19 protein-coding genes are annotated in these 22,692 nt (G+C 59.0%); 1 reads left to right on the plus strand and 18 read right to left on the minus strand.

Features of this window, described 5'->3' with window-relative positions; genetic code table 11:
- Positions 1-9 precede the first annotated feature (9 nt).
- The 7 genes from ACSAMM_RS10090 to ftsE form a co-directional block, all read right to left on the minus strand.
- Positions 10-786: an ABC transporter permease gene (locus tag ACSAMM_RS10090; RefSeq protein WP_457791249.1), complete on the minus strand. Its 777-nt coding sequence runs from the start codon at positions 784-786 to the stop codon at positions 10-12.
- Positions 787-810: 24 nt separating this feature from the next.
- Positions 811-1,617, minus strand: a complete 807-nt coding sequence (locus ACSAMM_RS10095; RefSeq protein WP_457791250.1) for an ABC transporter permease — start codon at positions 1,615-1,617, stop codon at positions 811-813.
- Positions 1,614-2,588, minus strand: coding sequence for an ABC transporter ATP-binding protein (locus ACSAMM_RS10100; RefSeq protein ID WP_457791251.1), 975 nt, complete (start codon positions 2,586-2,588; stop codon positions 1,614-1,616). The genes ACSAMM_RS10095 and ACSAMM_RS10100 overlap by 4 nt, the downstream gene beginning before the upstream one ends.
- Positions 2,589-2,946: 358 nt before the next feature.
- The gene (locus ACSAMM_RS10105; RefSeq protein ID WP_457791252.1) at positions 2,947-4,212 is read right to left on the minus strand and encodes a S41 family peptidase; all 1,266 of its coding nucleotides are present in this window, start codon (positions 4,210-4,212) and stop codon (positions 2,947-2,949) included.
- Between the two features lie 147 nt (positions 4,213-4,359).
- Positions 4,360-5,640 (minus strand): murein hydrolase activator EnvC family protein, encoded by a 1,281-nt coding sequence (locus ACSAMM_RS10110; RefSeq protein ID WP_457791253.1) that lies wholly within the window; start codon positions 5,638-5,640, stop codon positions 4,360-4,362.
- Positions 5,637-6,536 carry a permease-like cell division protein FtsX gene (ftsX, locus tag ACSAMM_RS10115; RefSeq protein ID WP_178724893.1) on the minus strand — a complete coding sequence of 300 codons (900 nt, stop codon included), beginning with the start codon at positions 6,534-6,536 and terminating at the stop codon, positions 5,637-5,639. Before ftsX ends, ACSAMM_RS10110 begins: the two co-directional genes overlap by 4 nt.
- Positions 6,533-7,213 carry a cell division ATP-binding protein FtsE gene (gene ftsE / locus ACSAMM_RS10120; RefSeq protein WP_178724895.1) on the minus strand — a complete coding sequence of 227 codons (681 nt, stop codon included), beginning with the start codon at positions 7,211-7,213 and terminating at the stop codon, positions 6,533-6,535. The genes ftsX and ftsE overlap by 4 nt, the downstream gene beginning before the upstream one ends.
- Before the next feature lie 198 nt (positions 7,214-7,411).
- Between ftsE and ACSAMM_RS10125 the strand changes: the two genes are divergently transcribed.
- The gene (locus ACSAMM_RS10125) at positions 7,412-7,648 is read left to right on the plus strand and encodes a hypothetical protein (protein ID WP_457791254.1); all 237 of its coding nucleotides are present in this window, start codon (positions 7,412-7,414) and stop codon (positions 7,646-7,648) included.
- Positions 7,649-7,745: 97 nt separating this feature from the next.
- Here the strand turns inward: ACSAMM_RS10125 and ACSAMM_RS10130 are convergent, their stop codons facing one another.
- The 11 genes from ACSAMM_RS10130 to ACSAMM_RS10180 form a co-directional block, all read right to left on the minus strand.
- Complete coding sequence (locus ACSAMM_RS10130; RefSeq protein WP_178724898.1) at positions 7,746-8,831, minus strand: helix-turn-helix domain-containing protein; 1,086 nt, start codon at positions 8,829-8,831, stop codon at positions 7,746-7,748.
- 424 nt (positions 8,832-9,255) lie between these two features.
- Positions 9,256-10,089 carry an MBL fold metallo-hydrolase gene (locus tag ACSAMM_RS10135; RefSeq protein ID WP_457791255.1) on the minus strand — a complete coding sequence of 278 codons (834 nt, stop codon included), beginning with the start codon at positions 10,087-10,089 and terminating at the stop codon, positions 9,256-9,258.
- 129 nt (positions 10,090-10,218) lie between these two features.
- Positions 10,219-11,655, minus strand: coding sequence for a DUF4832 domain-containing protein (locus ACSAMM_RS10140; RefSeq protein WP_457791256.1), 1,437 nt, complete (start codon positions 11,653-11,655; stop codon positions 10,219-10,221).
- A complete protein-coding gene (locus tag ACSAMM_RS10145) occupies positions 11,648-12,331 on the minus strand; it encodes a DUF4956 domain-containing protein (RefSeq protein ID WP_457791257.1) in 684 nt (227 codons plus the stop codon). The genes ACSAMM_RS10140 and ACSAMM_RS10145 overlap by 8 nt, the downstream gene beginning before the upstream one ends.
- Before the next feature lie 18 nt (positions 12,332-12,349).
- Positions 12,350-13,069, minus strand: a complete 720-nt coding sequence (locus ACSAMM_RS10150; protein WP_178724906.1) for a VTC domain-containing protein — start codon at positions 13,067-13,069, stop codon at positions 12,350-12,352.
- A gap of 3 nt (positions 13,070-13,072) precedes the next feature.
- A complete protein-coding gene (locus ACSAMM_RS10155) occupies positions 13,073-14,845 on the minus strand; it encodes a CotH kinase family protein (RefSeq protein WP_457791258.1) in 1,773 nt (590 codons plus the stop codon).
- 33 nt (positions 14,846-14,878) lie between these two features.
- A complete protein-coding gene (gene pelG / locus ACSAMM_RS10160; protein ID WP_178724910.1) occupies positions 14,879-16,378 on the minus strand; it encodes an exopolysaccharide Pel transporter PelG in 1,500 nt (499 codons plus the stop codon).
- Positions 16,354-17,769 carry a GT4 family glycosyltransferase PelF gene (gene pelF, locus ACSAMM_RS10165; RefSeq protein ID WP_457791259.1) on the minus strand — a complete coding sequence of 472 codons (1,416 nt, stop codon included), beginning with the start codon at positions 17,767-17,769 and terminating at the stop codon, positions 16,354-16,356. The genes pelG and pelF overlap by 25 nt, the downstream gene beginning before the upstream one ends.
- 28 nt (positions 17,770-17,797) lie before the next feature.
- Positions 17,798-19,618, minus strand: coding sequence for a DUF2194 domain-containing protein (locus tag ACSAMM_RS10170; protein WP_457791260.1), 1,821 nt, complete (start codon positions 19,616-19,618; stop codon positions 17,798-17,800).
- A complete protein-coding gene (locus tag ACSAMM_RS10175; RefSeq protein WP_457791261.1) occupies positions 19,615-20,532 on the minus strand; it encodes a hypothetical protein in 918 nt (305 codons plus the stop codon). Before ACSAMM_RS10175 ends, ACSAMM_RS10170 begins: the two co-directional genes overlap by 4 nt.
- A complete protein-coding gene (locus ACSAMM_RS10180) occupies positions 20,529-22,670 on the minus strand; it encodes an NAD-dependent epimerase/dehydratase family protein (RefSeq protein WP_457791262.1) in 2,142 nt (713 codons plus the stop codon). The genes ACSAMM_RS10175 and ACSAMM_RS10180 overlap by 4 nt, the downstream gene beginning before the upstream one ends.
- Between the last annotated feature and the right edge of the window lie 22 nt (positions 22,671-22,692).

Raw genomic sequence — 22,692 nt, forward strand, 5'->3', positions numbered from 1 at the left:
CCTCCCTCGTCATGAACCGGTGGATTTATAATGCCGCACCCCGATTTTCCAGAACAGCAGGCACAGGGCCAGAAACGGCAGAGCGGCGAACGGGGCAAGCATCAACAGCCGGTTGCTCGACCGGCCAAGGAGAAAGAGCAGCGGATAATACTGAAACAGTGCCAGGGGAATGATATACGTGAAAAATTTCAGCACGCCTTCGCCGTAGATGCGGAAGGGATACCGGCCGAATTCCCGTCCTCCGTCGGTAAAGATGTTCATGAATTCCAGGCCCTCGGTGGTGTAAAAACAGAGGGAGGCGTAAATCATGAACAGCCCGGAAAAGACCGCCACGCCCCCGGCAACCATCAGCACCAGGGTCAGGATGCGATCCCACCGCCACACGATACCGCTGGCGGGGATGACATAGGCGAACACCAGCACCGCCTGGAGAAGGCGGCCCAGACGGGTCAGTTCCATCTTGGAGGCCAGCACCTGAAACACCGCGCCCCGGGGCCGTACCAGAATACGGTCGAACTGGCCGTTGCCGAGCATGGAGGGAAAGGCGTCAAAGCCCCGCGCAAAGCATTCGGCCAGGGAAAAGGCCATCAAGACGATGGCGAAGCAGAGCAGCACCTCCTGATAGGAGAAGCCCTCCACCGTGTGAAAGCGGGAGAACATAAAATAAATTCCGAGAAACATGGAGAAGGAAACCAGGAACTGCCCGAGAACGGTCAGAAAGAATGAGGTCTTATACTGCATCGCCGATCGCAGATGGATGGAAAAATATTTTAGATACAGCCGCATGGCCGAACCCTCCTTTCTCTGTGTTCAACCGCCCTGCACCACGACGCGGCGCAGGGCCCGATTCATCAGCGCCTTGCCCGCCGCCGCCAGCAGAACCAGCCATACCGCCTGCAGCGCCATGGTAAACGCCCGCTCCCCGCCGGCGATCTGGCCGGCGTAAATCCGCAGGGGTACATTCTGCATGGACGCGAAGGGGAGCAGTTCCAGCACGGCGCGCAGCTTATCCGGCAGGAACGGCAGGGGAAGCACCGAGCCGGACAGCAGTTCCATCAGCGACATGGCCACGATCCGGACGCCCATGGGGGAGATGGTAAAAAAGCAGAGGGCGTATATCAGCATGGCGAAGGCCACCACCACCGAGAACCCGAGCAGCATGGACAGAAGAAACAACAGAAAGTCCGGCAGGCTGGCGGGCAGGCCGAGACGAAACGGCGGCGGCAGCAAAGCGGCGATGACCAGGATGGGCATACAGCGCAGCACGGCCTTCGCCAGCCGGCTGGCCGCGCTGCGCGCAAACCACATGGTATAGAGATCGAGCGGGCGGCACAGCTCATAGGCGATCGAGCCCTCGGTAATGGCGGACAAGATATCCTCATCCCAATACCAATTCATGAACAAGGCCAGAAAGGCCTGCTGCAGCCAGATATAGGAGGCCAGCTGATCAAAGCGCATGGGCAGGGCGGCCGTGTCCCCCGCCCGATAAAACGCGGAAAAGAGCAAAAGCTCCATCAGCCCCCAGAAGAACTGGGTGGCGATGCCGGCAAAGGCGGCGGAGCGGTATTGCAGGCTGTTGACAAACCGCAGCCGGAAGAAGGACAGGTACTTGTTCATATGTCAAACTCCCGGTACAGGCCGACCACCAGTTCCTCCGCCGTCGCGCCTGTCACCGACAAATCTAGGATATTCACGGCGTCCGACAACCGGCCGATAAGAGCGGAGGCGGTTATCCGCCGTCCGTCCGCCCGCAGCACCGCCCGGCCCGGCTGGCTTTCGAGAAGCGTCACGCCGTCCGGAAGAGCGGGGAGTTCCCCCGCGTATTCCACCGTCAGGGTCTGGGCGGCCGCGTAGCGCTTTTTCAGCTCGTCCAGCTGCCCGTTGAGCAAAATCTGCCCCTTGCCGATAAGGAGAATCCGTTTGGTCAGCGCTTCGATATCCTGCATATCGTGGGTGGTGAGAATGACAGTGGTTCCCCGCTCCTGGTTGCGCCGTTTGATGAAATCCCGCACGGCGATTTTGGACACCGCGTCCAGGCCGATGGTCGGCTCGTCCAGGAAAAGAATGCGCGGATCGTGCAGGAGAGAGGCGGCGATTTCGCAGCGCATCCGCTGGCCCAACGACAGCTGCCGCGCCGGTGTGCGGAGAATGTCCGACAGGTTCAGCAGGGCTGTCAGCTCCTCCAGATTGCAGCGGTAGGCACTGGTTTCGATTTTGTAAATATCCCGCAGCAGTTCAAAGGAATCGATCACCGGCACATCCCACCACAGCTGGGAACGCTGGCCGAACACCACGCCGATGTCGGCCACATGGGCGGTTCTCTCCTTCCAGGGAACACGGCCGTTGATGACGCAGGTGCCGCTGTCGGGCGTGAGAATGCCGCTCATCACCTTGATGGTGCTGCTTTTACCGGCGCCATTCGGGCCGATATACCCCACCATCTCGCCGTCCTCGATGGTAAAAGACACATCCCGGAGCGCCTCCACCCGTTCGTATTCCTTATGAAACAAAGCCCGGGTCGCCGCTTTCATGCCGGCGTTCCTCTTGGCGACCCGGAAGGTTTTGCAGATATGTTCGAGCGTAATCATACCCGTCTCCTTATCTCGGCGCAGAGGCCAAAACCCCCGCTATCTAGATAGCGGGGGGCAGCGTGTCGACAAAGTCGACACGCTGCTGGACGGGGATGCCGGATCGCGGCGGCTCGCTATACTCGCCTTGCTCCCTCTATCCCCGCCAGTGCCACCCCTGCTCTTGAAAAATAACGAAAACACACGTGTTTCCGTTATTTTTCGCCTATAAGGTGTGTTTGCGAGGCACATGTCCTCGCAAACACCGATCGGTAACCCGCCTCCGCTTTTTTCGTTTCACGAATGGCGGATTCCCTTTTTCGATAGCCTCAAAACCCCCGCTATCTAAAATAGCGGGGGTTATACGCTATATAACCGCTTACTGCGCGGCGGCCGTTGTGGTGGTCGCCTGTGTCGCGGTACTGTCGGCGCCGCCGGTGGGTTCCGTCGGCGTGGTGGCGGCTCCGCCCGTGAGGATGGATAGCGCCGCCTTCAGCTGGGGATCCGTCGTTTCCGTTAAGAGCTCGAAGTCTGTCGTCTGGCTTTCGGTCAGGGAAATCAGCTTGGTGGGGGCGATGCCTTTCCCTTCCAGCCCGCCACTTTGGATCAGGGACAGCTGCGCCACGGTCAGCTTGACGGCGGAGCTGTCCACCTTCAAGGGGAAGAATTCCTGTATACGGCCTTTACCGGCGGTATTCTCCCCCACCACCGTGGTCAATTGGAACTCCTGAAGCACGCCGGCAAACAGTTCAGCCTCTCCGGCGGTTTTCCCGTTGACCAGGGTCACGCTGGGGACGCTCATCTGATGGAGATCCTCTGCGATTAGTTCGGTGGTTTTGCCCTCATTATCCGTTACGGACGCATACTTACCCCGGGGCAGCAGATAGGACAGCATATCCTTGGCGGACTGAATCGTGCCGCCCGTGTTGCCGCGCAGGTCGAAAATGATGCTGCCGACGCCCGCCTCTTCCAAGGCGGAATAGGCCGCTTTGAACTGCTCCGTGGTGTTATTATGGAAGCCGCGGATGCGGATATAGCCCACGCTGTCGCCGATAACCCGTTCCTCCACGCTGACCAGCACATAGGGGCTGGCCGTCAGCTCGAAGGAGGAGGGCTGGCCGTCGCGGGACACGGTGACCAGCACCTTAGCGGCGTTCTCCAGCTTGGACTTGACGGCGGCGAAATCTTCCTTCTTTACCTCCGTGCCGTCCACGGCCGTGATGACGTCCCCCTTGCGCATGCCGGCCTTCTCGGCGGCCGAATCCTTATGAATCAGCGTGGCAATGATTTTCCCTTCCGTGGACAGGGTGACGTCGATGCCGACGCCGGTCATCTTGCCTTCCGCCTCCGCCTGCGCCTTGGTATAGGCGTCATGACTGAGATAGGCGGCGTACGGGTCGTCAATGCTGGAGATATACGCCTGGGCCAGAGCCGCGCGCAGCTTGGCCTCGTCAATGTTCGCGTACTGCTGGCGCACGGCTGTGTCCACATCCGCAATGTTGTCAAACATGCTCTGTTTCTGGGCCAGGGCCGTGACGTTGGAGTTGAAATACCGCATGGCCACCACCATGGTGACCGAAATGGTCAGCGCCATGGTGATGATGATCAGCGCCAGAGTGGCTCCCAACGGAATTTTTTTATTCATAGGGGAATTCCTTTCCTGCGGTTCCTGCCCGCGCCGGCGAGGAGACGGCGCGGCAGACCTTATTGCCGCAACAAGCTCATGAAAACTCCGGCTATACCGGCGTCTTCATGAGCCTGAACGCTTGGGGCAAGATCCGGGCAACCCGGCTTACTTATTCAGCGAAACGTAGCCGTTCTTGATGGGATCCACCGCCACGCCGTTGACGCGTACCTCAAAGTGCAGATGCGGCCCGGTCACATTGCCGGTATCCCCCGCCAGGGCCAGAACGGTCTTGCCGCGTGTGACCTTATCGCCCACCCGGGCGTACATCTTGGAGGTGTGAGCATACAGGGTGGAAATCCGCCGGCCCTTGGAATCCAAGCCGTGATCCACAATGCAGTAATAGCCGTAGCCGCCGCCCCAGGTGCTGGTATAATTCGAATAGATAACAGTGCCGCTTTCCGCCGCGTAGATCTTCTCGCCATAAATCGGGACAGACCCGTTGGCAATATCGATGCCGCGGTGAACCGTACCCCAGCGGGAGCCGAAGCCGGAGGAAATGTTCCGCACGGTGGGCACCGGCCAGAACATGGTGCCGCTGTATTGGCTGTTGTTATTGCTCTTGGACGCGATGATTTTCTGGATCTCTTTATCGATATCGTCCAGCAGCTTCTTATTCTTTTCGATCTGCGCTTTATAGTTGTTGGCCTGGGCCAGGATTTTCTTCTCCTCGGCCTGGATCGCCTTATAGAGTTTCTCCATTTCTTTTTTCTTGGCGCTGGCCTCATTTTGAAGCGTCTGCTCCTGCTTCTTGCGGTCGGCCAGGGCCTGCTTGTCCGTTTCCAGCGCGGACTTGTCGGCCTTGATCTTGGTCAGCTCGGCCTCCATGTCGTTCAGGGCCTTCTGATCGTTCTCTGCAATGCGTTCGAGCATCTTCGATTTGATGAGATATTCGGCGTATTCCTCGGTGCTGAGCATCATCTGCACGCTGGACAGGTTGCCCCGCTTGGACAGGGCCCGCAGGCGCTCGTTCAGCTTATCCGACGCGTCCTGAATGTTCGCTTCCTTTTGAGAAATAGCCGACTCCTTGGCGGCGATTTCACTGTTCTTGCCGGAAATCTGGGAGTTCAGGCTGCTCAGCCGCTGGTTGATGTTCTCCAGCTGCTGCCGGGCGTTGTCCACCTGGCTTTTCATGTTTTTCAAGCGGGCCTGGCTGTCCTCCAAATTGTCATTGGTATTGGCCAGCTGCTTTTTCAGCTCATCAGACTGTTTCTTCAGCTCATCAGCCTTTTTCTCCAGCTCCTTCTGCTGGGCGTTCAGCTGTTCCTCGGTCATGGCCGCCGAGGCGGGAATCGTCTGCAGCGAAAACGCCAGAGCCAGCAGAACCGCCGACACGATGGCGAGAAGCCTCCGGAACCCGGCCCGGCTTGCAGTGGATGCGGTCGTCATGATTGGCTTCCTCCTTCGTCCTTCAAATACTTGGTCATGGATATAGCGCTGCCCGCGATGCCGGTGAGCATGCCGATGACCAGGAAGCCTACCAGCAGCACGGCCCAGACATCGGAGAAGGTCAGCGGACTAAACGAAATGCCGAAGCTGAACAGGGAGGCCAGCTTGCTGTACACCCAGGCAATGATGCCGTAGGAGAGCAGCGCGGCCAGCAGGCCCAGCACAACGCCCTCGATGGCGAAGGGGAACCGGATAAACCCGTTGGTGGCCCCCACCGATTTCATAATATAAATCTCCAGGCGGCGGTTGTACACCGTCAGCTTGATGGTGTTGGCGATGATAAACAGGGAAACCAGCAGCAGCATGAGAATGACCCAGCCGCCCACCGCCAGCACCACCTGGCGGATTTTGGTCAGCATGCTGGCGATTCCCCCGTCGTAACGGACGTCGTCCACCCCGCTGACGCCCTTCAGTTGGGACACTGTCCCTTCAAACTGATCCAAGTCCTTGAGGGTGACGATGTAGGTGTCCTGTAGGGGATTGTTCTCCCCCTGCATGCTTTCAAAGGTTTCGGCGGGCAGCTCGTCCCGCATATCCTCCAGGGTTTTATCCTTGGAGACGAATTCCACCGACGCCACGTTGGTGATGGCCTTCAGCTTTTCGCCCACCTCAGCCGTTTCCTCCGGTGTGCTTTCCAGGTCGACGAACACCGCCACCACGTTCTGGCCGTAAACCCAATCGAAGGCGTGATCCACATTGGCGAACACCAGATAGGCAAACCCAGTGAGCAGCAGGCAGGACACCAGCACGCCTATGGAGGCAATGGACATAAACCGGTTCTGCCAGAGATTGCGGAAGCCTTCCCGCAGCAGATACCGCAGACTGCTGAGCTTCATTGCGCGTCACCTCCCTGCGTGCTGTCGGAGACCACGCACCCTTCCCGGATTTCAATCACGCGGCGGTTGAACATCCGCACCAGATCCCGCTCATGGGTCACCATCAGCACCGTGGTGCCGCGGCGGTTGATTTCATTGAGCAGCTCCACGATTTCATAGGACAGCTCGGGATCGATATTGCCGGTGGGCTCGTCCGCGATAATCAGCGCCGGATTGTTCACCAGCGCCCGGGCCAGACCCACCCGCTGCTGCTCGCCGCCCGACAGCTCCATGGGATAGTTCCTCGCCTTATTCTGCAGCCCCACCAGCCCCAGAATGTACGGCACCCGCTTGCGCACCTCCCGCTGGGAAGCGCCGATGACCCGCATGGCAAACGCCACATTGTCGAACACATTCATATTGTTGATCAGCCGGAAATCCTGGAACACGATGCCCATGGTGCGGCGCAGATACGGAATTTCCCGGCGTTTGAGCTTAGACAATTTAAAATCGTTGACGATAACCTCTCCGGCGTTCGCCACTTCTTCCCTCATGATGAGTTTTAAAAAGGTCGATTTGCCCGCGCCCGACGCGCCCACAATGAAGACAAATTCGCCCTTATCAATGCGTAAATTGACATCCTTCAAAGCCTTTGTACCATTGTCATACACCTTATGTACGCCTTTAAACTCGATCAAAGAAACACCTCCCTGTGCCGACGTTCGCCGTCGAAATCCCGGCGGAAACCGCAAAAGCCGTCGATTGGCCGGGCTATAAAAAACGCCCTTTGCGGGCGCCGGAGTATTCGTATTCGGTGGGCGGCCATATCCTTCCGCCTGAAAGCACGAGCCTAGAGCAGTTGGCGGGTAAAATGGCATGAAAGGAGGCGAGGAAAAATGACGTGGGGCAAGGCGGAGGACGCCGGCGGGCTTGCGCCCACCAAGGACGACAACGATGTCCACACGCCATTTTTACCGCCGAACTTGTGTCATTTTATTCGCCAATTGCTCTATTGTCACTATACCGTGAACGAGAAAAAGGCGCAAGCCTCAACATCTTCCATTATGGGAACAAACTTCCATATAAATGGGAACCCGCGTCTCCCGTTAAGCGAGCCGGGCGTCTCCCGTTAAGCGAGCCGGGCGTCTCCCGTTAAGGGAGCCGGGCGTCTCCCGTTAAGGGAGCCGCCGACAGAAAACTGTCGGCGGCAGCCTTTGTATCCTGAGCGGATTAGTATTTGATGGGATTGGCAATGAGGTATTTCTTGACCATCAGCGCCACCTTGAAGACGATGGCGTCGTCGAATTCCCGGAGATCGAGACCCGTCAGTCTCTTGATCTTCTCCAGCCGGTACACCAGCGTGTTCCGATGTACGAACAGCTTGCGGGACGTCTCGGAAACGTTCAGGTTGTTCTCAAAGAACCGCTGGATGGTGAACAGGGTTTCCTGATCGAGGGAATCGATAGAGCCCTTCTTGAACACTTCCTTGAGGAACATCTCGCACAGCGTGGTGGGCAGCTGATAAATCAGGCGGGCGATACCCAGATTGTCATAGCTAACGATGGTCTTCTCGGTGTCGAACACCTTGCCGACCTCGAGGGCCACCTGGGCTTCCTTGAAGGAGCGGGCCAAATCCTTGATGCCCTCGACCACGGTGCCGATGCCGACGGTGGCCTGGGTATAGAACTCGCTGCTCAGCGTATCCACAATGGAACGGGCCAGCTTCTCCAAATCCTTGGATTCGATGCCCGAGCGGATTTCCTTAATCAGCGCGATATCGGTCTCGTTGATATTGATGACAAAATCCTTGTTCTTGTCGGGGAACAGGTTCTGCACGATGTCATAGGCGGAAATATCCGAGCGGGCGGCAATCCGAATCAGCACCACCACGCGGTTGACATCGTTATTGAACCGCAGCTCTCTGGCCTTGAGGTAAATATCGCCGGGCAGAATGTTATCGAGAATCACGTTCTTGACAAAATTGCCCCGGTCGTATTTTTCATCGTAATACTGCTTGATGCTGGACAGGGATACGGCAAGCAGAGAAGCGAACTTAGCCGCCTGATCGTCCGTTCCCTCCACGAACAGGATGTACTCGCTGCGCGGCCGGGAGCCGAAGGGCTTATAGGTGTACCCGTCCCGCATGAACGCTTCCTGGGCGGAAAACGATTCCGCGTTCACCGCGTCGGATACCTCGCCGATACGACCGAGATCGCTGCACGCGATGACCGACATGGTTTCGTCGATGACGCCGATGGTGCGGTCAATCGCTTCCCGCATCTGGTGGACAACTCCCTGGAAAAGCCGATTGGACATAGAATTCTTCCCCTTTACATAAAAATAAATAATAGAATCCTTCCGAATCCAGTCCGCCGGCCAGCCGGAAACACCTTATACACTCTCCGCATAAAGCGGCGGACATGTCTCAAAACGATCCCGAGAGTCCCTATATGGGATCTCTGTGCGGGTCTGCGGCGGCTTCCGCGGAGTTCCGGACCGGCAAATCACTCGGATCTTGCTTGTCCTTCCTTAGGCGGCGGCTTGGCCCCATTCCCGGGTATCGTATTTATTGTACACAATACCGAAAAATATTGCAAGGGCTGCCGGAAAGATTATTCATGTAATCTGACCGAAACTTTGTAAAGTTTACAATTTTGTAACACTTTCTTTGCCGTTCCTTGCATTTCCGGGAAATCCTGCCACAAAAAACGCCGTCCCCCGCTATAGGGGACGGCGCTCGTTATATGGCGACGGTCATGCCGTCGTAGGCCACCAGCAGGCCCTGCTCGGCAGCGATCGGCACCAGCTCGTCATAGGTGGCGCCTCCGTTGTGTGAAAAGTGGTGCAGGCAGGCGGCGGTGGCGTCGTCCGCCAGCCCCATATGGCGCAGCCGGGTCAGAGCCTCCATCGCCGTATCCAGCCCCATATGGCCGTTGCGCCAGCCGGTCCGCAGGCCGCCGGTGCAGTCCAGCGACACGAAATCCAGATGCGGGCCATGCTTCTCCAGCCACTCCCAGGTCTCCTCCGGGAACCAGCCGGTATCGTTGGCGTACAGGAGAGATTTTTCTCCATCCTCAATCAGGAAGAACACCGGGCCGGAGGCCGGATCGTGATTGGCCGGCAGAGGGATGACCGTATAGCCGGCGGCCTCAAAGGGTTCAAAGGGCCGGATTTCCTGGAACAGCACCCGGTTCTGTTTTATCAGGCCGCATTTCTCCAGCATTTCCAAAATCCCCGGAGCCGCCTCTTTGGTGGCATAAAAAACCAGGGGGCGATCGTCGCCGGGATACGCAAACCCATCCAGCCGCATTTCCAAATCCGCCGGATACAGATGATCGCTGTGGCTGTGGGTTATAATGCAGTCCCGTATACGGGGCAGATCCAGTCCGCTGTAATACATGTGCGCCAGGGTGTCCGCCGGAAAATCGATCAGCAGCTTGTCGTCCACCGCCGCCTGGGAACGGGTGCGCAGGTTCCGGCCCCCCGCCTTGGCGGCCCGCCGGCAATTGTCGCAGGTACAGAACAGCGCCGGCCACCCCTCGGCGGCCGCCGTGCCGAAATACTGAAATTTCATCGACCCCATCCTTTCCGTGCAGGGCTTTTCCGCCCTTTGCCAGTATCATCTAGGGTCAGTATACAGCCCTCCTCCCGTGAAGTCAAGAGACAAGCTCCGGGCGGACCACCGCTCTTTTCTTTCCCCGCTTCAGCGGGAGGGAGACGGGCGGCCGATCACCTCCGCCGCTCCGTCAAACAGGACGGACAGGGTATCCAGCCGCGGCGCGTCCATGGCGAGATAGACCGCCGGGCCGCCGGTGAACGGATCCTCCACCCCGACGCACAGCTTCACGCCCGGCCTGGACAGCAGCGCTGCTTCCACCGTCGTGCGGGTGCGGATTTCCTTGTTTTCCGTCAGCGCGGACAGCCGGATATCCACCGGTGTTCTCGAGAGCACCTTGCCGCTGTCGCTCAGGATATACAGGCAGGCGGGCCAATCCCAGTATAGGGGCGCCGCCCCGTCGTTCACCCACTGGAGCTCTACCGCCAGCTCTGCTTCCGAGGCGCTGTCGACAATGGCGGCCTCCCGGACGCGCAGGCGGTAGCCCAGGTTTTTCAAGATCTCTCCGGCCCCGTCCTGCAGCCCCGCGCCGCCGCTTTCGCTGAAGCCATGCGGGCATTTCGGGCCGAGAAAGGTGGTGTGGCTCCGCCGGACGAGGGCGGCGGTTTCCTGCAGCCGGGGCCCCAGAAGCTCCGCGAAGGAATACCGGCTGGTGAATTCCCCGCCCACCGGGGCGGTCTCCCACACCGACGGCATGGCCACCAGGGCGTCGGTTTCCCCGGCCTGGGCGTAATCGCCGCCATTGGCAATCCAGTCCAGCCATTCCTCCGTGCTTTCCCGGTCGCCAGCCATGTCGTTAAACAAGCCGAAATTCTCCTTTTTCGCATCCACGAAAGGCCGGCGCATGAGGATTTTGGCATGAGGGAAGGCCGTCAGATAGGGGGCGATATACTGCCGCCGCACCGCCTCCCCCGGCATGCGGGGAAGGCCGTCCTCATATTTGACATGCCACTCACCCCAATGTCCCAGGCTCCCCAGCTCCACATAGCTGAAAAAGGTATCCTGGCCAAACCGCTTCCCCAGGGCGGCGACGGCCTTCGCATGGGCTTCGATAAATACCCGATTGGCGTAGTTGGGGCTGTAGCCTTTGCCATAGGAGATATCGTAATCCTTGCCGTCCTTGGTTTTCTCATACAGCCAGTCGGGGATATCCCGGTGCGGCTCATCGCCGGGCAGATCGCAGACGAAGCGGAACACCACATGCTTGCCGGCGGCGCGCCACTCGTCCAGGTGGTTGGCCTTTTCGATGGCCTCGAAGGCAAAAACGCCCTCCGACGGCTCCAGCTCCCGCCAGGACACATCCACATAAACCAGTGTGTTGTCGGCAGCGGCCTCCAGATAATCGGCCTCCGGTGCGAAGCCCATGACCGGGTTTTTCAGAATTTCGCCGCTTTTGGCAAACGCCTTGGAGGCCAGGAGAGAGGCCGGCTCCCCGCCGGACAGCCATAGGCTCAGCCCTATCCCCCCGGCCAGCACGAGCAGCAGCACCAGCGCCATCAGCATCCCTTTGGCACGGCTAGTCATGGTATTCACCGTCATATTGAATGAGCGTCACGTCCTCGACACCCTCCACCGCCCGCAGCTTCTCCAGAAACACCATGCTCTGGGTTTTGCAGAAGACCTCCATGGCCATCTCCGCGCTTTCCCCTCGCAGCGTCTTAGACTTGACGCGGAAGCGCGTGTTCCCCATGGCGCGCACGATATTGTCTCCCACCAGGTCGCCGGCATAATGCAGGACGACGATATACACCTGCCCCTTGGAGGAACGGCGGCTGAAAATCAGGAGAACGAGTATCATCACGATGGCCGCGATAAGTACCAGGGCAAACATGTTGGCCCCCACGGCGATGCCAGTGGTAATCGCCCAGAACATGTACAGCAGATCCATCGGATCCTTGACGGCGGTACGGTACCGGACAATGGACAGCGCCCCCACCATGCCCAGGGACAACACCACATTGGTGCTGATGGCCAGGGTGACCATGCAGGTCAGCACCGTCATGCCCACCAGGGTGACGGCGAAGGAGCGGTTGTACACCACGCCGCGGAAAAAGCGGTTGTAGATAAAGCAGATCACCAGGCCCATCAGCAGGGCCACCCCCAGGGCGATCACCATCTGCAGTATTTTCTCCGGTGTGAAGGAGTTCTTAAACATATCCAGCTCCAGCACCGATTTTTTTATCAAATCTTTCACACTCATGGGGACTTCCTCCTCAAATCAATAGTGGATGGATTCCGCATATAGGTATCCCGTTTTTTCGCAGCCCAGCACGAACTTCGAGACCGCGGTCAGCTCCGAGGAGCGGGGCGGCAGCGCCCGGCGGACGAGATCGGGCAGGAATTCCGTGAATTTGACCTCCAGCACCAGCTTGCCAGGCTCCAGCAGATAGAGCATGGGCAGCCGGGGATCGAACAGCTTTTCCCCGCCCGAACAGGCGCGGACGTTCTCGTCAAACGTGACGCGCACGTCTCCGGCCTCCATCACAAAGGGGGTGCGTTCATAGTCGATAATCACCCGCGGCCGCAGCATCCGGGCGGTCAACTGGACATAGAACTCGCCGCACAGCGGCTCTTTCCGCCCCAGAAGAAACGCGTAGTCTCCCCGCAGGATCCGATCGACTTCCTCCCGAGACAAGGGGACGGCGCGCTTATAAATGTAGCTGTCCTGCTTGCTCTTGCATTCCAGCTTGATAACGGCGTCATTGTCGTCATAAAAACGGATCCGGTACTTTTTCCGCCCGGTCACGCCCATGAGCTTCTCCCCATAGGCAGTGTGCCAGTAGTCGTCAAAATAAAGACTGCGGATTTTGTAGCCGCCCTCCGGCGCGTGGGGATCCCGCCGCATCAGGACGTCCAGGCGCCGGGCAAGCAGCTCCCGATCGCCGGCGTTGATGAGGAATTTCAGCTCATGCCGGTAATGCGGCCTGTTTTCGGCCATGGGCTATCCCTCCCCCAGCGTGCCATCGGGGAGGATATAGAAGCACCGGACGCCATAATGCCTCACGCCGTTCTGATCCTCGTAATATTCCTGGGCGGTCTGGGTTTGGCCGGATGCGTTCTTGACGGACACCCGCATGAAATACTGGCCGGGAGCCAGCTTGCCGGTCTGCGCCTGGGGCAGCTTCAGGTTTTCCTGCTTGTTCAGCGTCGTCTTAAAGGTGTAATCCCTGGCCAATTCGAAGGTATAGGTCAGCGCCTCGTTATCAAAGTCAAAGGAAACGTCCCACTGGAACCTGACCGCATCCTTCTCCACTGTAATGGTGTCCAGGAAGAAGGGGAGCGGGCGCTCGAGGCTGGTCAGATACATCTGATAATTGATCTCCACCTCCTGGCCCAGGGTGTTCAGCACCTGCTCATATCCCTTGACATCGTACACGTCGTACATGACGTCGGGCATGGCGTACAGATACGGCTGGGTGACCTTCTGGTATTCCTTGACCTTGGCGGCGACCACGCTTTCCGATACAAGCTTCCGGATTTCCTGTATCTTATTGTCCAGCTTCTTGCGCAGCTCCGGCGATTTGAGCACCCGCTTGTGCAGCACCGAACCCCAGTAGTTGCTGATGCCCTTCTCATAATTGTAGCCGCTCAGGCCCTTGAACAGCCGGTCCTCCCCGCTGCCCCAGGCGCCGTCGTTGTCCCAGGAGATGAAATACCACTTCTGGGAGTTCTGCGGGCTGTACAGGAGGAAGTTCTGGCTGGTGGTGTCGGTGTTCCCGGTCAGCATCTGGAAGGCCAGCCAGGTAAAATAGTTCTCCTCGTCGAAATATTTGGCGAACACCTCTTCCGTGGGCAGGGAGTAATTGTTGAGGTCGTCCAGCATGGTCAGCAGCTTCTGGTGGTCGTCGTTCCCCTTGACCTCCAGCACCTCCTCGAAGGCGGACAAATCGTACTTCGGATCGTCCGCGAGCTTCAACGCGTCGGGGTACCGGAAAAACTCGAACATGCTCGCTTTATACAGCTGGCCGTATTCGTCCAGCCCATGATTGCGCAGGAAGCGCTTGTTGGGCTGCTCCACCTGGGTATACAGGCCGTAATCCACAAATTTGGCCCCTGTGGCGTCGTTTCCGGTCTGGTCCTTGACGTACAGGTGAACAAACTGGGTGCGCAGGCCGATCATGCCCGGCACGGTTTTGATGAGGTCGTAGCTGAGCTTGTTGCGGATGCGGGTGCTGTCGTAAGGGTGCTTGTTGAGGGCGATGGTCTTCTGGTTGCGCCAGGAGCCGGCCCCGCTCTTTATCTTAATCTTAAAGGATTTCTGCTCCGCGCGGGAGCTGGTTTTGCCCCGCACCTGCACGGTGGCGTTGGGCACGTTCAGCCCGTAGCCGATTTGATCCGGAGAGGGGCCGGACTCGTCCCCTACCTGCAGGATGCCCTCCACGCCATAGCGGGGGATCCCCTTTTCATCATAATAGTAGGTGGAATTGCCGTTGACCTCGCTCCAGGAATGATCGGTATTGTCAGCGGCATTGCCCCGGCGCACCGTCAGATACATGGTGACGATAGAATCGTCGTCGTCGTCGGCATACACCGACGCCTTATCCTTCACCTGTACGTCGTTGATGCTGCCGGAGGGCTCGATATCCGGGCGCTGCTGCACCGTCGACGTGTCGTCCCCCGTCCCGAAATTGCAGGAAGACAAAAGCAGGCAAAACACGGCGGCAGCCAGCAGACCGGTCCCCTTCCGCCGGCGGCATGTCTGTTGATTCTTCATGTACTACCAATCCTTTCACAATGGAGAGCGGCATCAGCTGTGTGACGGGTGTTCCTCCGCCTTTTCTTCGGCGGCCCGCTGCTTTCTGGCGGCCCGAGCTTCCAGGCGGACGCATAGGCGGGTGAACAGGCCGGTTTCCTCCCGCACGAACATGGGCTGCCGGCTGAGCACATGATATTTCAGCTTGCCCAGATACTGCATCAGCCGCAGCCAAGCGACCGCGCAGAAGACCAGCCCGCCCAGCACAAAACCGAAGCCGAACAGCATGCTCGGCCCGCGCATAAACAAAAGCGTAAACGCATTGGCAAAAACCGTAAAGCAGGCGGCCGAAAACAGAGCGCCCTTGTTGTCCGCGAAATACAGCTGAATGAGCATGATGCTGTTGCCGATGGCATACAGGGCGTATCCCACGCAAAGCACCCGATAGATTCCCAGCATTTCGGCGGTGAACCCCAGGGCGGTCTTCGGCAGCAGCAGAGTTCCCGCCACAATAAACAGCAGGGTGGAAAACAGCTGCTTCTGCGCTAGATAGCTCAGCTCCTCCCGGAGCACCCGGATCATATTGCTCTCAGCGGATTCGATATCCTCGAGCGCGCCCCCGTCGTTGAACAGGCTGAAATACGTCTTATACTGCGGATAAAAGCGGGTTTCCACCGAGGTGGTGAAATTGATGGTGGTGATCAATATGGAGAAAAACGCCACCAGCGCGGGAATATCATGGGCCGGCGCGCCGTAATACAGACCCCGCACCTGCACGCCCAAGGGGCTTGCCCACATGATGACCAGATGGCCAAACAGGCCGGTGGTGACGAAAAAGCCCACCAGCGCCAGCTGGGGGAACCGATCGAACCAGCGCAGAAAGCTGAACGTCGACCCGGTCCCCTCGGGAAAGTACCGGTACAGCAGCGCGAAATACCACACCATTAAAATGCCGTACCCGCAGCACACCCCGGTCAGCAGGGCCACGGTGATGTCCCAGTGCAGCACGAAAATCAGCAGAATCCCAATCAAAAACGCCATGAGCAGCGAGACGAAAAAAGCCAGCAATATGTTTCGGTAATCCTTGATAGCCGTCAGGTAATTGATTTCCGTCCACACAACCACCAGCGAGGCAAACAGCAGCAGGCTCAAAACCTGATACAGCAACGGGATACCGGAGACATGCAGGAACACGCCGTACCCGACGACGCCGATGACCAGCATCACCGTCAGGCTCCCGTAAAAGGAGGGCATGACCGCCTCGGCCCGCTCCATATAGAGCATGTCGGCCGTGCAGCGGGTGGTGAGCATGGAAAACAGGCTCGTCAGGGTCAGAGAGGCCAGAAGCGCGTAGGTGATCATGGACACCAGCAGCTCCCGGTCGCCGCGGTCGAGGCCTGCCTTCTCCGCGATGAAAGTGACGCCCAGCAGCAGAACCACCCCTAGAATCATGGGGCCGGTGCAGACGATGCCGGCATATCCATAGGCGCGCAGCGTGGCCAGGAGGCCCCGGCGGGAAAACAGTTTTTTCAGTTCGAATCCAATGCCTGCCACGCGTCCATCACCTCCCGGTAATTTTCCAAATAACGACGGATCATGTCCTCATGGACAAATTGGGTTAGGATCCGCTTCTGCCCCACCTCGCCCATTTCCAGGCGCAGATCCCGGCGGATGCACAGCAACTCCATAGCGTCGGCCAGCGCCTGCGGGTGCATGGGCGGCTCGCACAGCCCCGCCCGGCCAAAGGCATCGTAGCTCGTCCCCTCCAGCAAGTCCCGGCAGCAGCCCACGTCGGTGGTGACGCAGGGCCGGCGGGCCGCCAGGGATTCCAGCACGGCCAGCGGCTGCCCCTCGGAAATACTGGACAGGACGGTGAAATCCAGCTTTTTGAGATATTCCGAGACATTGGTGTTGCCCACCAGATAGAGATCCCTCACCTCCAGCTGCGCGATAAGGTCGACGCATTCCTGGCGGTATTCCTCATCATCCGTGTCCCCCAGCACGTGCAGCCGCGCCTGCGGCACCCGGGTTTTCAGCTCCAGGAAGGCGTAAATCAGCGTCTTGATGTCCTTGATGGGGGCGATGCGCACCACGGCGCCGATATCCACAAAATCATCCTCCGGCTTGAGGGGGATATGGATAAACTTCTCGCAGTGGATGCCGTTGGCGATGACCCGCCGCTTGTACGCCTCGCACCCCAGCTCTCCCTGAATCTCTGAATAGCGGGAGAACAGCGCCGTCACCCGCACCGCCGCGTCATAGGAGCAGCGGGCCAGCATATAAAACAGATTGATCCAGTGCTGCTTGAAGTAGGAGGCGACCCACTGGGCCCGGAGGATTTCCTCCTCCCGCTCCCGCGTGTAAATGCCGTGCTCGGTCAGAATGAACGGCCGATGATACCGCCAGCCCGCCAGCGCCCCCAGCAGGCCGCCGTAGCCGGTGGACGTCGCGTGATACACGTCCGCCCGCGGCACCTCCTGCTGGATCAGATACAACAGGGGCAGCAGCATGGAGCGCACCGTGTGGAACAGCTCGGAGAATGCGATATACGGGTACTTCTCCCGGCACATTTCCAACAGGATGTTCAGAAATTCCTCGCTCATCAGGAAGGACAGCACGCCGGTCTTCTTGACATTGTAGGTGTCAAACAGCACTTCCCAGTCCGGATCCTCGCAGGCCAGCAGCCGGCGGAGGGCCGTCACCTGCTCGGGCGTGAAGCGCAGCTTTTCCTTCCCCGTCGGGCGCAGGCGCAGGGCGTCGTCCAGGAACACCTCGTGGATTTCCGCCACATTGCGCGGCAGCTCATATTTGAATTTTCCCTTGTCCTCCGCCTTGGCGCCGATAACCCAGAGCACGAACTCGTGCTCCGGCATTCCCTGGATATATTCATGCATCCAGCTGGACACCCCGCCGCGGACATAAGGGTAACAGCCTTCCAGTATCATACAAATCCGCAATTCGACCACTCCGTTTTCAGGATGCCAGCACCACCGTAACCTCCGGGGCCGTGGCCCGCAGCACATATAAGCTGCCGTTCACCTGCTCCAGGCTGCCGCCGGTGATTTTCTGGCAGCGGCCGTCCAGCCGCAGAAGCAGATAGGCCTCGTCGGCAAAGCCCTGCAGGTTCAGGCGGTACACCCCGTTTTCAAGCGTGCGATCCACCGTCAGGCAGTCGTAGCGCTGCACCGCGCGGGAGGCCTCGGCGGCCGTTTGGTTACGCAAGCCGGGGGCCGCGCCGTACAGCCAGTCCATATAGCCGTCCAGGTTGTCGCGCAGGGTGTTCCAGCCCAGGGCCGCCCCTCGATCCTCGTCCAGAACGTCGTCAGGATGGATAAAGTGGGAATTGACGTACTGAAAGTTCAGCTCGTTGAAGGCCGCCCAACGCATATACGGGTCGAGAATGGCACCCGATATGATGCGGGGCAGTTCCACAATACCGTCGTCGCTGACACAGAATTCCTGCTCGTATTCATAGTCCTCCTTGAGGAACACCCCGGACAGGGTCCGGATCTCCGGAAAGCTCTCCGCGAGCATCGCCCGCCCTTCGGCCGACAGGATATTGGACGGCGGCACATACGTGGAGATGGTGTTTTTCGGGAACAGGGTTTTGGTAAAATCCATCAGTTCCGCGATGGCGCTGCGCATGTCGTTCGCCGTCGGCCAGGTCTCATAGTCCACCTTGCCCAGAAAATCGAAGCCGTCGGGGCACAGGGGCATGTGGTTATACCCGTGGATGCCGATTTCTCCGCCCTTCTCCAGCAGCAGTCCGCCGAAATAGCGGAACCGCTCGGTATCCGTCGTGCGCGGAAAATTCCCGGAGGTCCGCTCCGAGTAATCCTCGATAACCACACCGGTATAGCGCACGCCGTGCTTCTCCGCGATTTTCAGCATATCCGGCCACCAGATGTTGGAATAAAAGCTGGAAATGTCCCGGCCGAAATACTTGCGGATGTATTCCCCGTTGCCCATAGGCACCGGAGAGGGAAAATCGTCGAGGAAAAACACGGAGGAATTGATAACCGGATAGGCAAACACGTCCTGGAGCAGGCTGTAGGCCGCCGCTGTCAGGCCCCGCGTTACCTTTTCGCACATGCCATGGTTATTGACCACAAACCGCCCCTTGCCATAGTTCCGCTCCCAGAGCATCGGCACGGCATTGGCGCCGTTGGACGCGACATGTACGGTGCAGGCGGCGTCCAGCCGCACATCCAGAACGCTCGCGGAGGGCTCCTCCCAGGCGTACTCGAAGCCGGCCGCCCCCACCATGAAGTTGTCCTGAATCTTCAGACCGACGACGCTGGTATACCCCACGCCGCCGTCCACAATCCCCAGTTTTGAGGCGATGGAACGGAACACCACCGTCGGATCGAGGGTGGCAAAAAACATGCAGCGCCCGCCGGCCTCCACCCAGTCGCACAGCGTGAAAATATTGTCCTGAAACGGAGATAAGTCTGGACAGAGCACCACCGCCGTGGCATAGCCCTGCAGCTTCGGAAAGCCGCCCTTCGCCAGATCCACCACGTCATATCCCACGCTCATGTTGTCGAGAACAACGGTCATGTGATCGTAAAATTCGGCATGAGTCTCCTGGCGGCTGTCCACGATAAGCAGGCAATCGATGGTCTTATGCTTGGCCGCCTTGCTCTGTTTGACAAAGTCCATGGATAAAAATTCCGTTTCCACATGGGACACCCGATAGCTGATGCCGGAGCGCTCGAACAGCAGCAGCAGACCGATGACGGTCAGCGCCAGGATGGGCCAGATGAGGATCCACAGCCGGTCCTTGCTTTTCATGTTTCATGCACCTCCCGCTTCCCCGGCGCGCCCCAGAAGCGCAGCGCCTCCCGCCCCACGGCGGACAGGTAGATTTCCCGGCGCTGTATCTCCTCGGTCGTCCGACGAATCAGCGCCCCGTCGCCGGTTAAAAAGCCGTATTGCAACTTCAGCAGCCAGGAATTTTCATCCTGCGGCCACTGCCTCAGGCAGTCGTCGATAAGCTCCGCGGCCAGCCCGAACTGCCGCAGCGCCAGTCGGTTCTCCGCCGCCGCAAACCATACGCGGCGATCCGGTTCCCCGCCGCCGGCCCGCTTTTTGTCCAGCAGCTCGCCATAGCGTGTCCGCTGAACGCCCAACACGCTGTCCTCCAGCAAGCCGCTGTCAATATACCGCCGCAGCGCCAGGAGACAATTGTCCAGCGCCCGAGCGCTGTCCGGTCCCTCTGCCAGCCGGCGTTCGCAGCGCTGCAAATCGATCTCGTATTCCCGCTGTACCTCCATCATGGCGGTGGACGCATAGTGCGTCACCTCGATATCGTCGTTCAGACGGGCCTGCTGGAGGAGCTGGATATACTGGTTGGGATCCTGTCGCAGAATCTCCACCATCAGCCGGCGGCGGGTGGCGGCGTCGTTTATCAAAAACGCTTCCTCCAGCGGGACCACCGGCATCTGAGTGCTTTCTTCCTCGATGCCCAGCAAGCGATAATCGTTGATATGTAAATCTTCTAGATCTATTAATTTTGCACCAGATTTATGCCGGCGCGTGTTCCATTCGGCTGTTGCCGCGGCCAGCAGTCCCCATACCGGCACCAGCGCCACCAAGGGAAACGCCTGGGAGGAAAATTTCAGAATTTCCGCCCGCCGGCACAGGTATACCCCCAGGCAAACCAGCGCGTGAATGAGCAGGCAGACCAAGAGAATTCCCCAAGTCATACCGTCGCGCCACCCCTTTCGGAACCGTCCAGCGCCTGGTAGCCGATACCGCAGCGCTTCAGCCGCTCCAGCACCACGCCGATGTTCTCCTGGCCCGTCTGGGTAAGAATGACATACAGGTCCCCGTCCGCGCCCTGCCCGACGACGTCGATGCTGCGCAGGGCCTTGCTGATCCGTGCCCCCACCTCATCCAGCTGCTCGGGTGTGACGGCAATATGCAGCAGCGAATACTCCGCCACCGCCTTTTCCTCCATCTCCTCCCGGACGGCCAGCACCTTGCGGAACGCTTCCTTCTTCATGATGCGGGTCCCTTCGATGAACTGCTCTGTCTCCGTGTAAGCCATGAATTCGATGGCCCGCAGCAGTGCTGCCTGGATGAGGCCGCAGAGCACTTTGATCAGGTTCTGGTAATACATGGCCATCTGGTCGAAGCGGGTCTTCTGAATGGTGATAAGCGCCACCAGGCGGCCATTCTGGAAAATGGGCGCGGCATACTCGGGATAGCCGAGCAGCCTCTCGTTGTTGCACCACACTTCGCCTTCCTCAAAGGACGGGACCATCAGCCCATATTTCTCCAGATCCACGGATTTTCCGGTGGTATCCGCAATGGCCTTCGAGCAAACCATCAGCCGGCCGAACCGCGCGTTCTGATCAAAGGTATACAGGCAAATGCTCTGGTTATCCAGAATATCCTCCATGGCGATCAGCGCCTCCTTGAACACCTCGTCGGGCATAACGGTGTTCAGGCGGCGTGTCACCTCAAAAATCCGGCCAAAGCTGTCGCGGTAACTCATAATCTGGTTCTTGTACTGGCTCTTGTTCTCCAGCGTGCGGATATACAGCTCGTTAAGGAAAACATACCGCTGCTCCAGATCCGCTTTCTCCTCCCGGACAAAACGCAGATCGTTGCGCATACGATCCCGGGTATACCCAGCGACCGCGCCCATGATGACGAAGCAGGCAAAGGGGATCCAGTTGTCCACGTTGTAGGCGATGATCCGCCAGTCCATGCCGTTGGCCATATAGCTTAAGAAACAGGACAGACACGCCAGCGCGGAAGCGGCCAGCCCCGTGCGCAGGCCGTGAAGGGTGGCCAGCAGCATGACAAACAGCAGCCGAAAATCCACGTACTGGAACTGAACGGAGGTTTTCGTAACGGCCAGCAGCAGCTCCATAAGCCCATATCCCAGCAGCAGCTCCACCGTCCGGATAATGATAGGGTGCGCGGACAAATAGCCTTTTATCCTCTCCCCCGCCGATCGCTTCGGGAGCTGAGTGGCGGCCTGAAAGGCGGCAATCAGCCGTTCCAGTTCATCCGTTACCGCCCGTGTCGGAATCCAGTCGTAATCCCGCCGAGGAATATCCGAAGCCACCGGCTCCGCGATCGGCGCCAGATGCTCGGCGTAAGAAACGCGCAGGGTCGGGAAGCGTTCGATAAACGCTGCGCCCAACTCTCCAAACGTGACCGCTTTCGCGCCGGGAACATGGATCACCGGATGCTCTTCCGGCCAGCTGTCCAGCATACGCATCAGCAATTCGGCCAAATCCTCCTGCGAAAGGAAATCGCACAGCTGGTTGGCCCCGCCTTTGAAACGCACGGCTGCGTGCCGCACCGCCTGGGCGATGAGTCCGCCCACCATGGACGCGCTTTCCCCGTAGCCGAACGTCACAGGAGTGCGGAGGATAAGAATCTCGATGGCGTGCCGCATCCGATAAAACGCGCACAGCTCCTCGCAGGATGTCAGCGCCACCCCCGCGCTTGTAATGGGCGCCGGGCGGGTTTCCTCGTTCACGCCGTCGAGCCCCGCGAACACCGAGGTGGAAGAAAAAAACACGACCCGCCTCACGTCGTGGGCCGCGCACAGGCGCAGCACCTGCTCGAGCTCCCGCAGATCGTCGGCGCACGACCCATCCTCCTCCGGACGGCGTGCGAAATACATCACCGTATCAAAGCTGTAGGAATGAAAGAGCTTTTCGAACCGATCTTCATGCAGCCCATAGGAAAAGGGATCCACCCCTCGCCCCAGATCGACGGATGGAATCTGTTTGGCCGCCACCACCAGCTTGTGCTCCTCCGTCAGCCGCCGGCAAAAGGGAGCCGACAAGGCCGCCACCCATCCGGTCAGCAATAACTCCATATGAACGCCCCCTCTTTGGCAG

It is taken from the genome of Anaeromassilibacillus sp. SJQ-5 (assembly GCF_054108045.1).

Bases quoted from the DNA above. Each gene is read 5' to 3' on its own strand.
- ACSAMM_RS10095 (WP_457791250.1), bottom strand. From the start codon at position 1,617: ATGAACAAGTACCTGTCCTTCTTCCGGCTGCGGTTTGTCAACAGCCTG.
- ACSAMM_RS10145 (WP_457791257.1), bottom strand. From the start codon at position 12,331: ATGAGTGTGAAAGATTTGATAAAAAAATCGGTGCTGGAGCTGGATATG.
- ftsX (WP_178724893.1), bottom strand. From the start codon at position 6,536: ATGAAGCTCAGCAGTCTGCGGTATCTGCTGCGGGAAGGCTTCCGCAAT.
- ACSAMM_RS10130 (WP_178724898.1), bottom strand. From the start codon at position 8,831: ATGTCCAATCGGCTTTTCCAGGGAGTTGTCCACCAGATGCGGGAAGCG.
- ACSAMM_RS10105 (WP_457791252.1), bottom strand. From the start codon at position 4,212: ATGAATAAAAAAATTCCGTTGGGAGCCACTCTGGCGCTGATCATCATC.
- ACSAMM_RS10090 (WP_457791249.1), bottom strand. From the start codon at position 786: ATGCGGCTGTATCTAAAATATTTTTCCATCCATCTGCGATCGGCGATG.
- ACSAMM_RS10180 (WP_457791262.1), bottom strand. From the start codon at position 22,670: ATGGAGTTATTGCTGACCGGATGGGTGGCGGCCTTGTCGGCTCCCTTT.
- ACSAMM_RS10100 (WP_457791251.1), bottom strand. From the start codon at position 2,588: ATGATTACGCTCGAACATATCTGCAAAACCTTCCGGGTCGCCAAGAGG.
- ACSAMM_RS10150 (WP_178724906.1), bottom strand. From the start codon at position 13,069: ATGGCCGAAAACAGGCCGCATTACCGGCATGAGCTGAAATTCCTCATC.
- ACSAMM_RS10140 (WP_457791256.1), bottom strand. From the start codon at position 11,655: ATGACTAGCCGTGCCAAAGGGATGCTGATGGCGCTGGTGCTGCTGCTC.
- ACSAMM_RS10125 (WP_457791254.1), top strand. From the start codon at position 7,412: ATGACGTGGGGCAAGGCGGAGGACGCCGGCGGGCTTGCGCCCACCAAG.
- ACSAMM_RS10170 (WP_457791260.1), bottom strand. From the start codon at position 19,618: ATGAAAAGCAAGGACCGGCTGTGGATCCTCATCTGGCCCATCCTGGCG.
- ACSAMM_RS10175 (WP_457791261.1), bottom strand. From the start codon at position 20,532: ATGACTTGGGGAATTCTCTTGGTCTGCCTGCTCATTCACGCGCTGGTT.
- ACSAMM_RS10110 (WP_457791253.1), bottom strand. From the start codon at position 5,640: ATGACGACCGCATCCACTGCAAGCCGGGCCGGGTTCCGGAGGCTTCTC.
- ACSAMM_RS10135 (WP_457791255.1), bottom strand. From the start codon at position 10,089: ATGAAATTTCAGTATTTCGGCACGGCGGCCGCCGAGGGGTGGCCGGCG.
- pelF (WP_457791259.1), bottom strand. From the start codon at position 17,769: ATGATACTGGAAGGCTGTTACCCTTATGTCCGCGGCGGGGTGTCCAGC.
- ACSAMM_RS10155 (WP_457791258.1), bottom strand. From the start codon at position 14,845: ATGAAGAATCAACAGACATGCCGCCGGCGGAAGGGGACCGGTCTGCTG.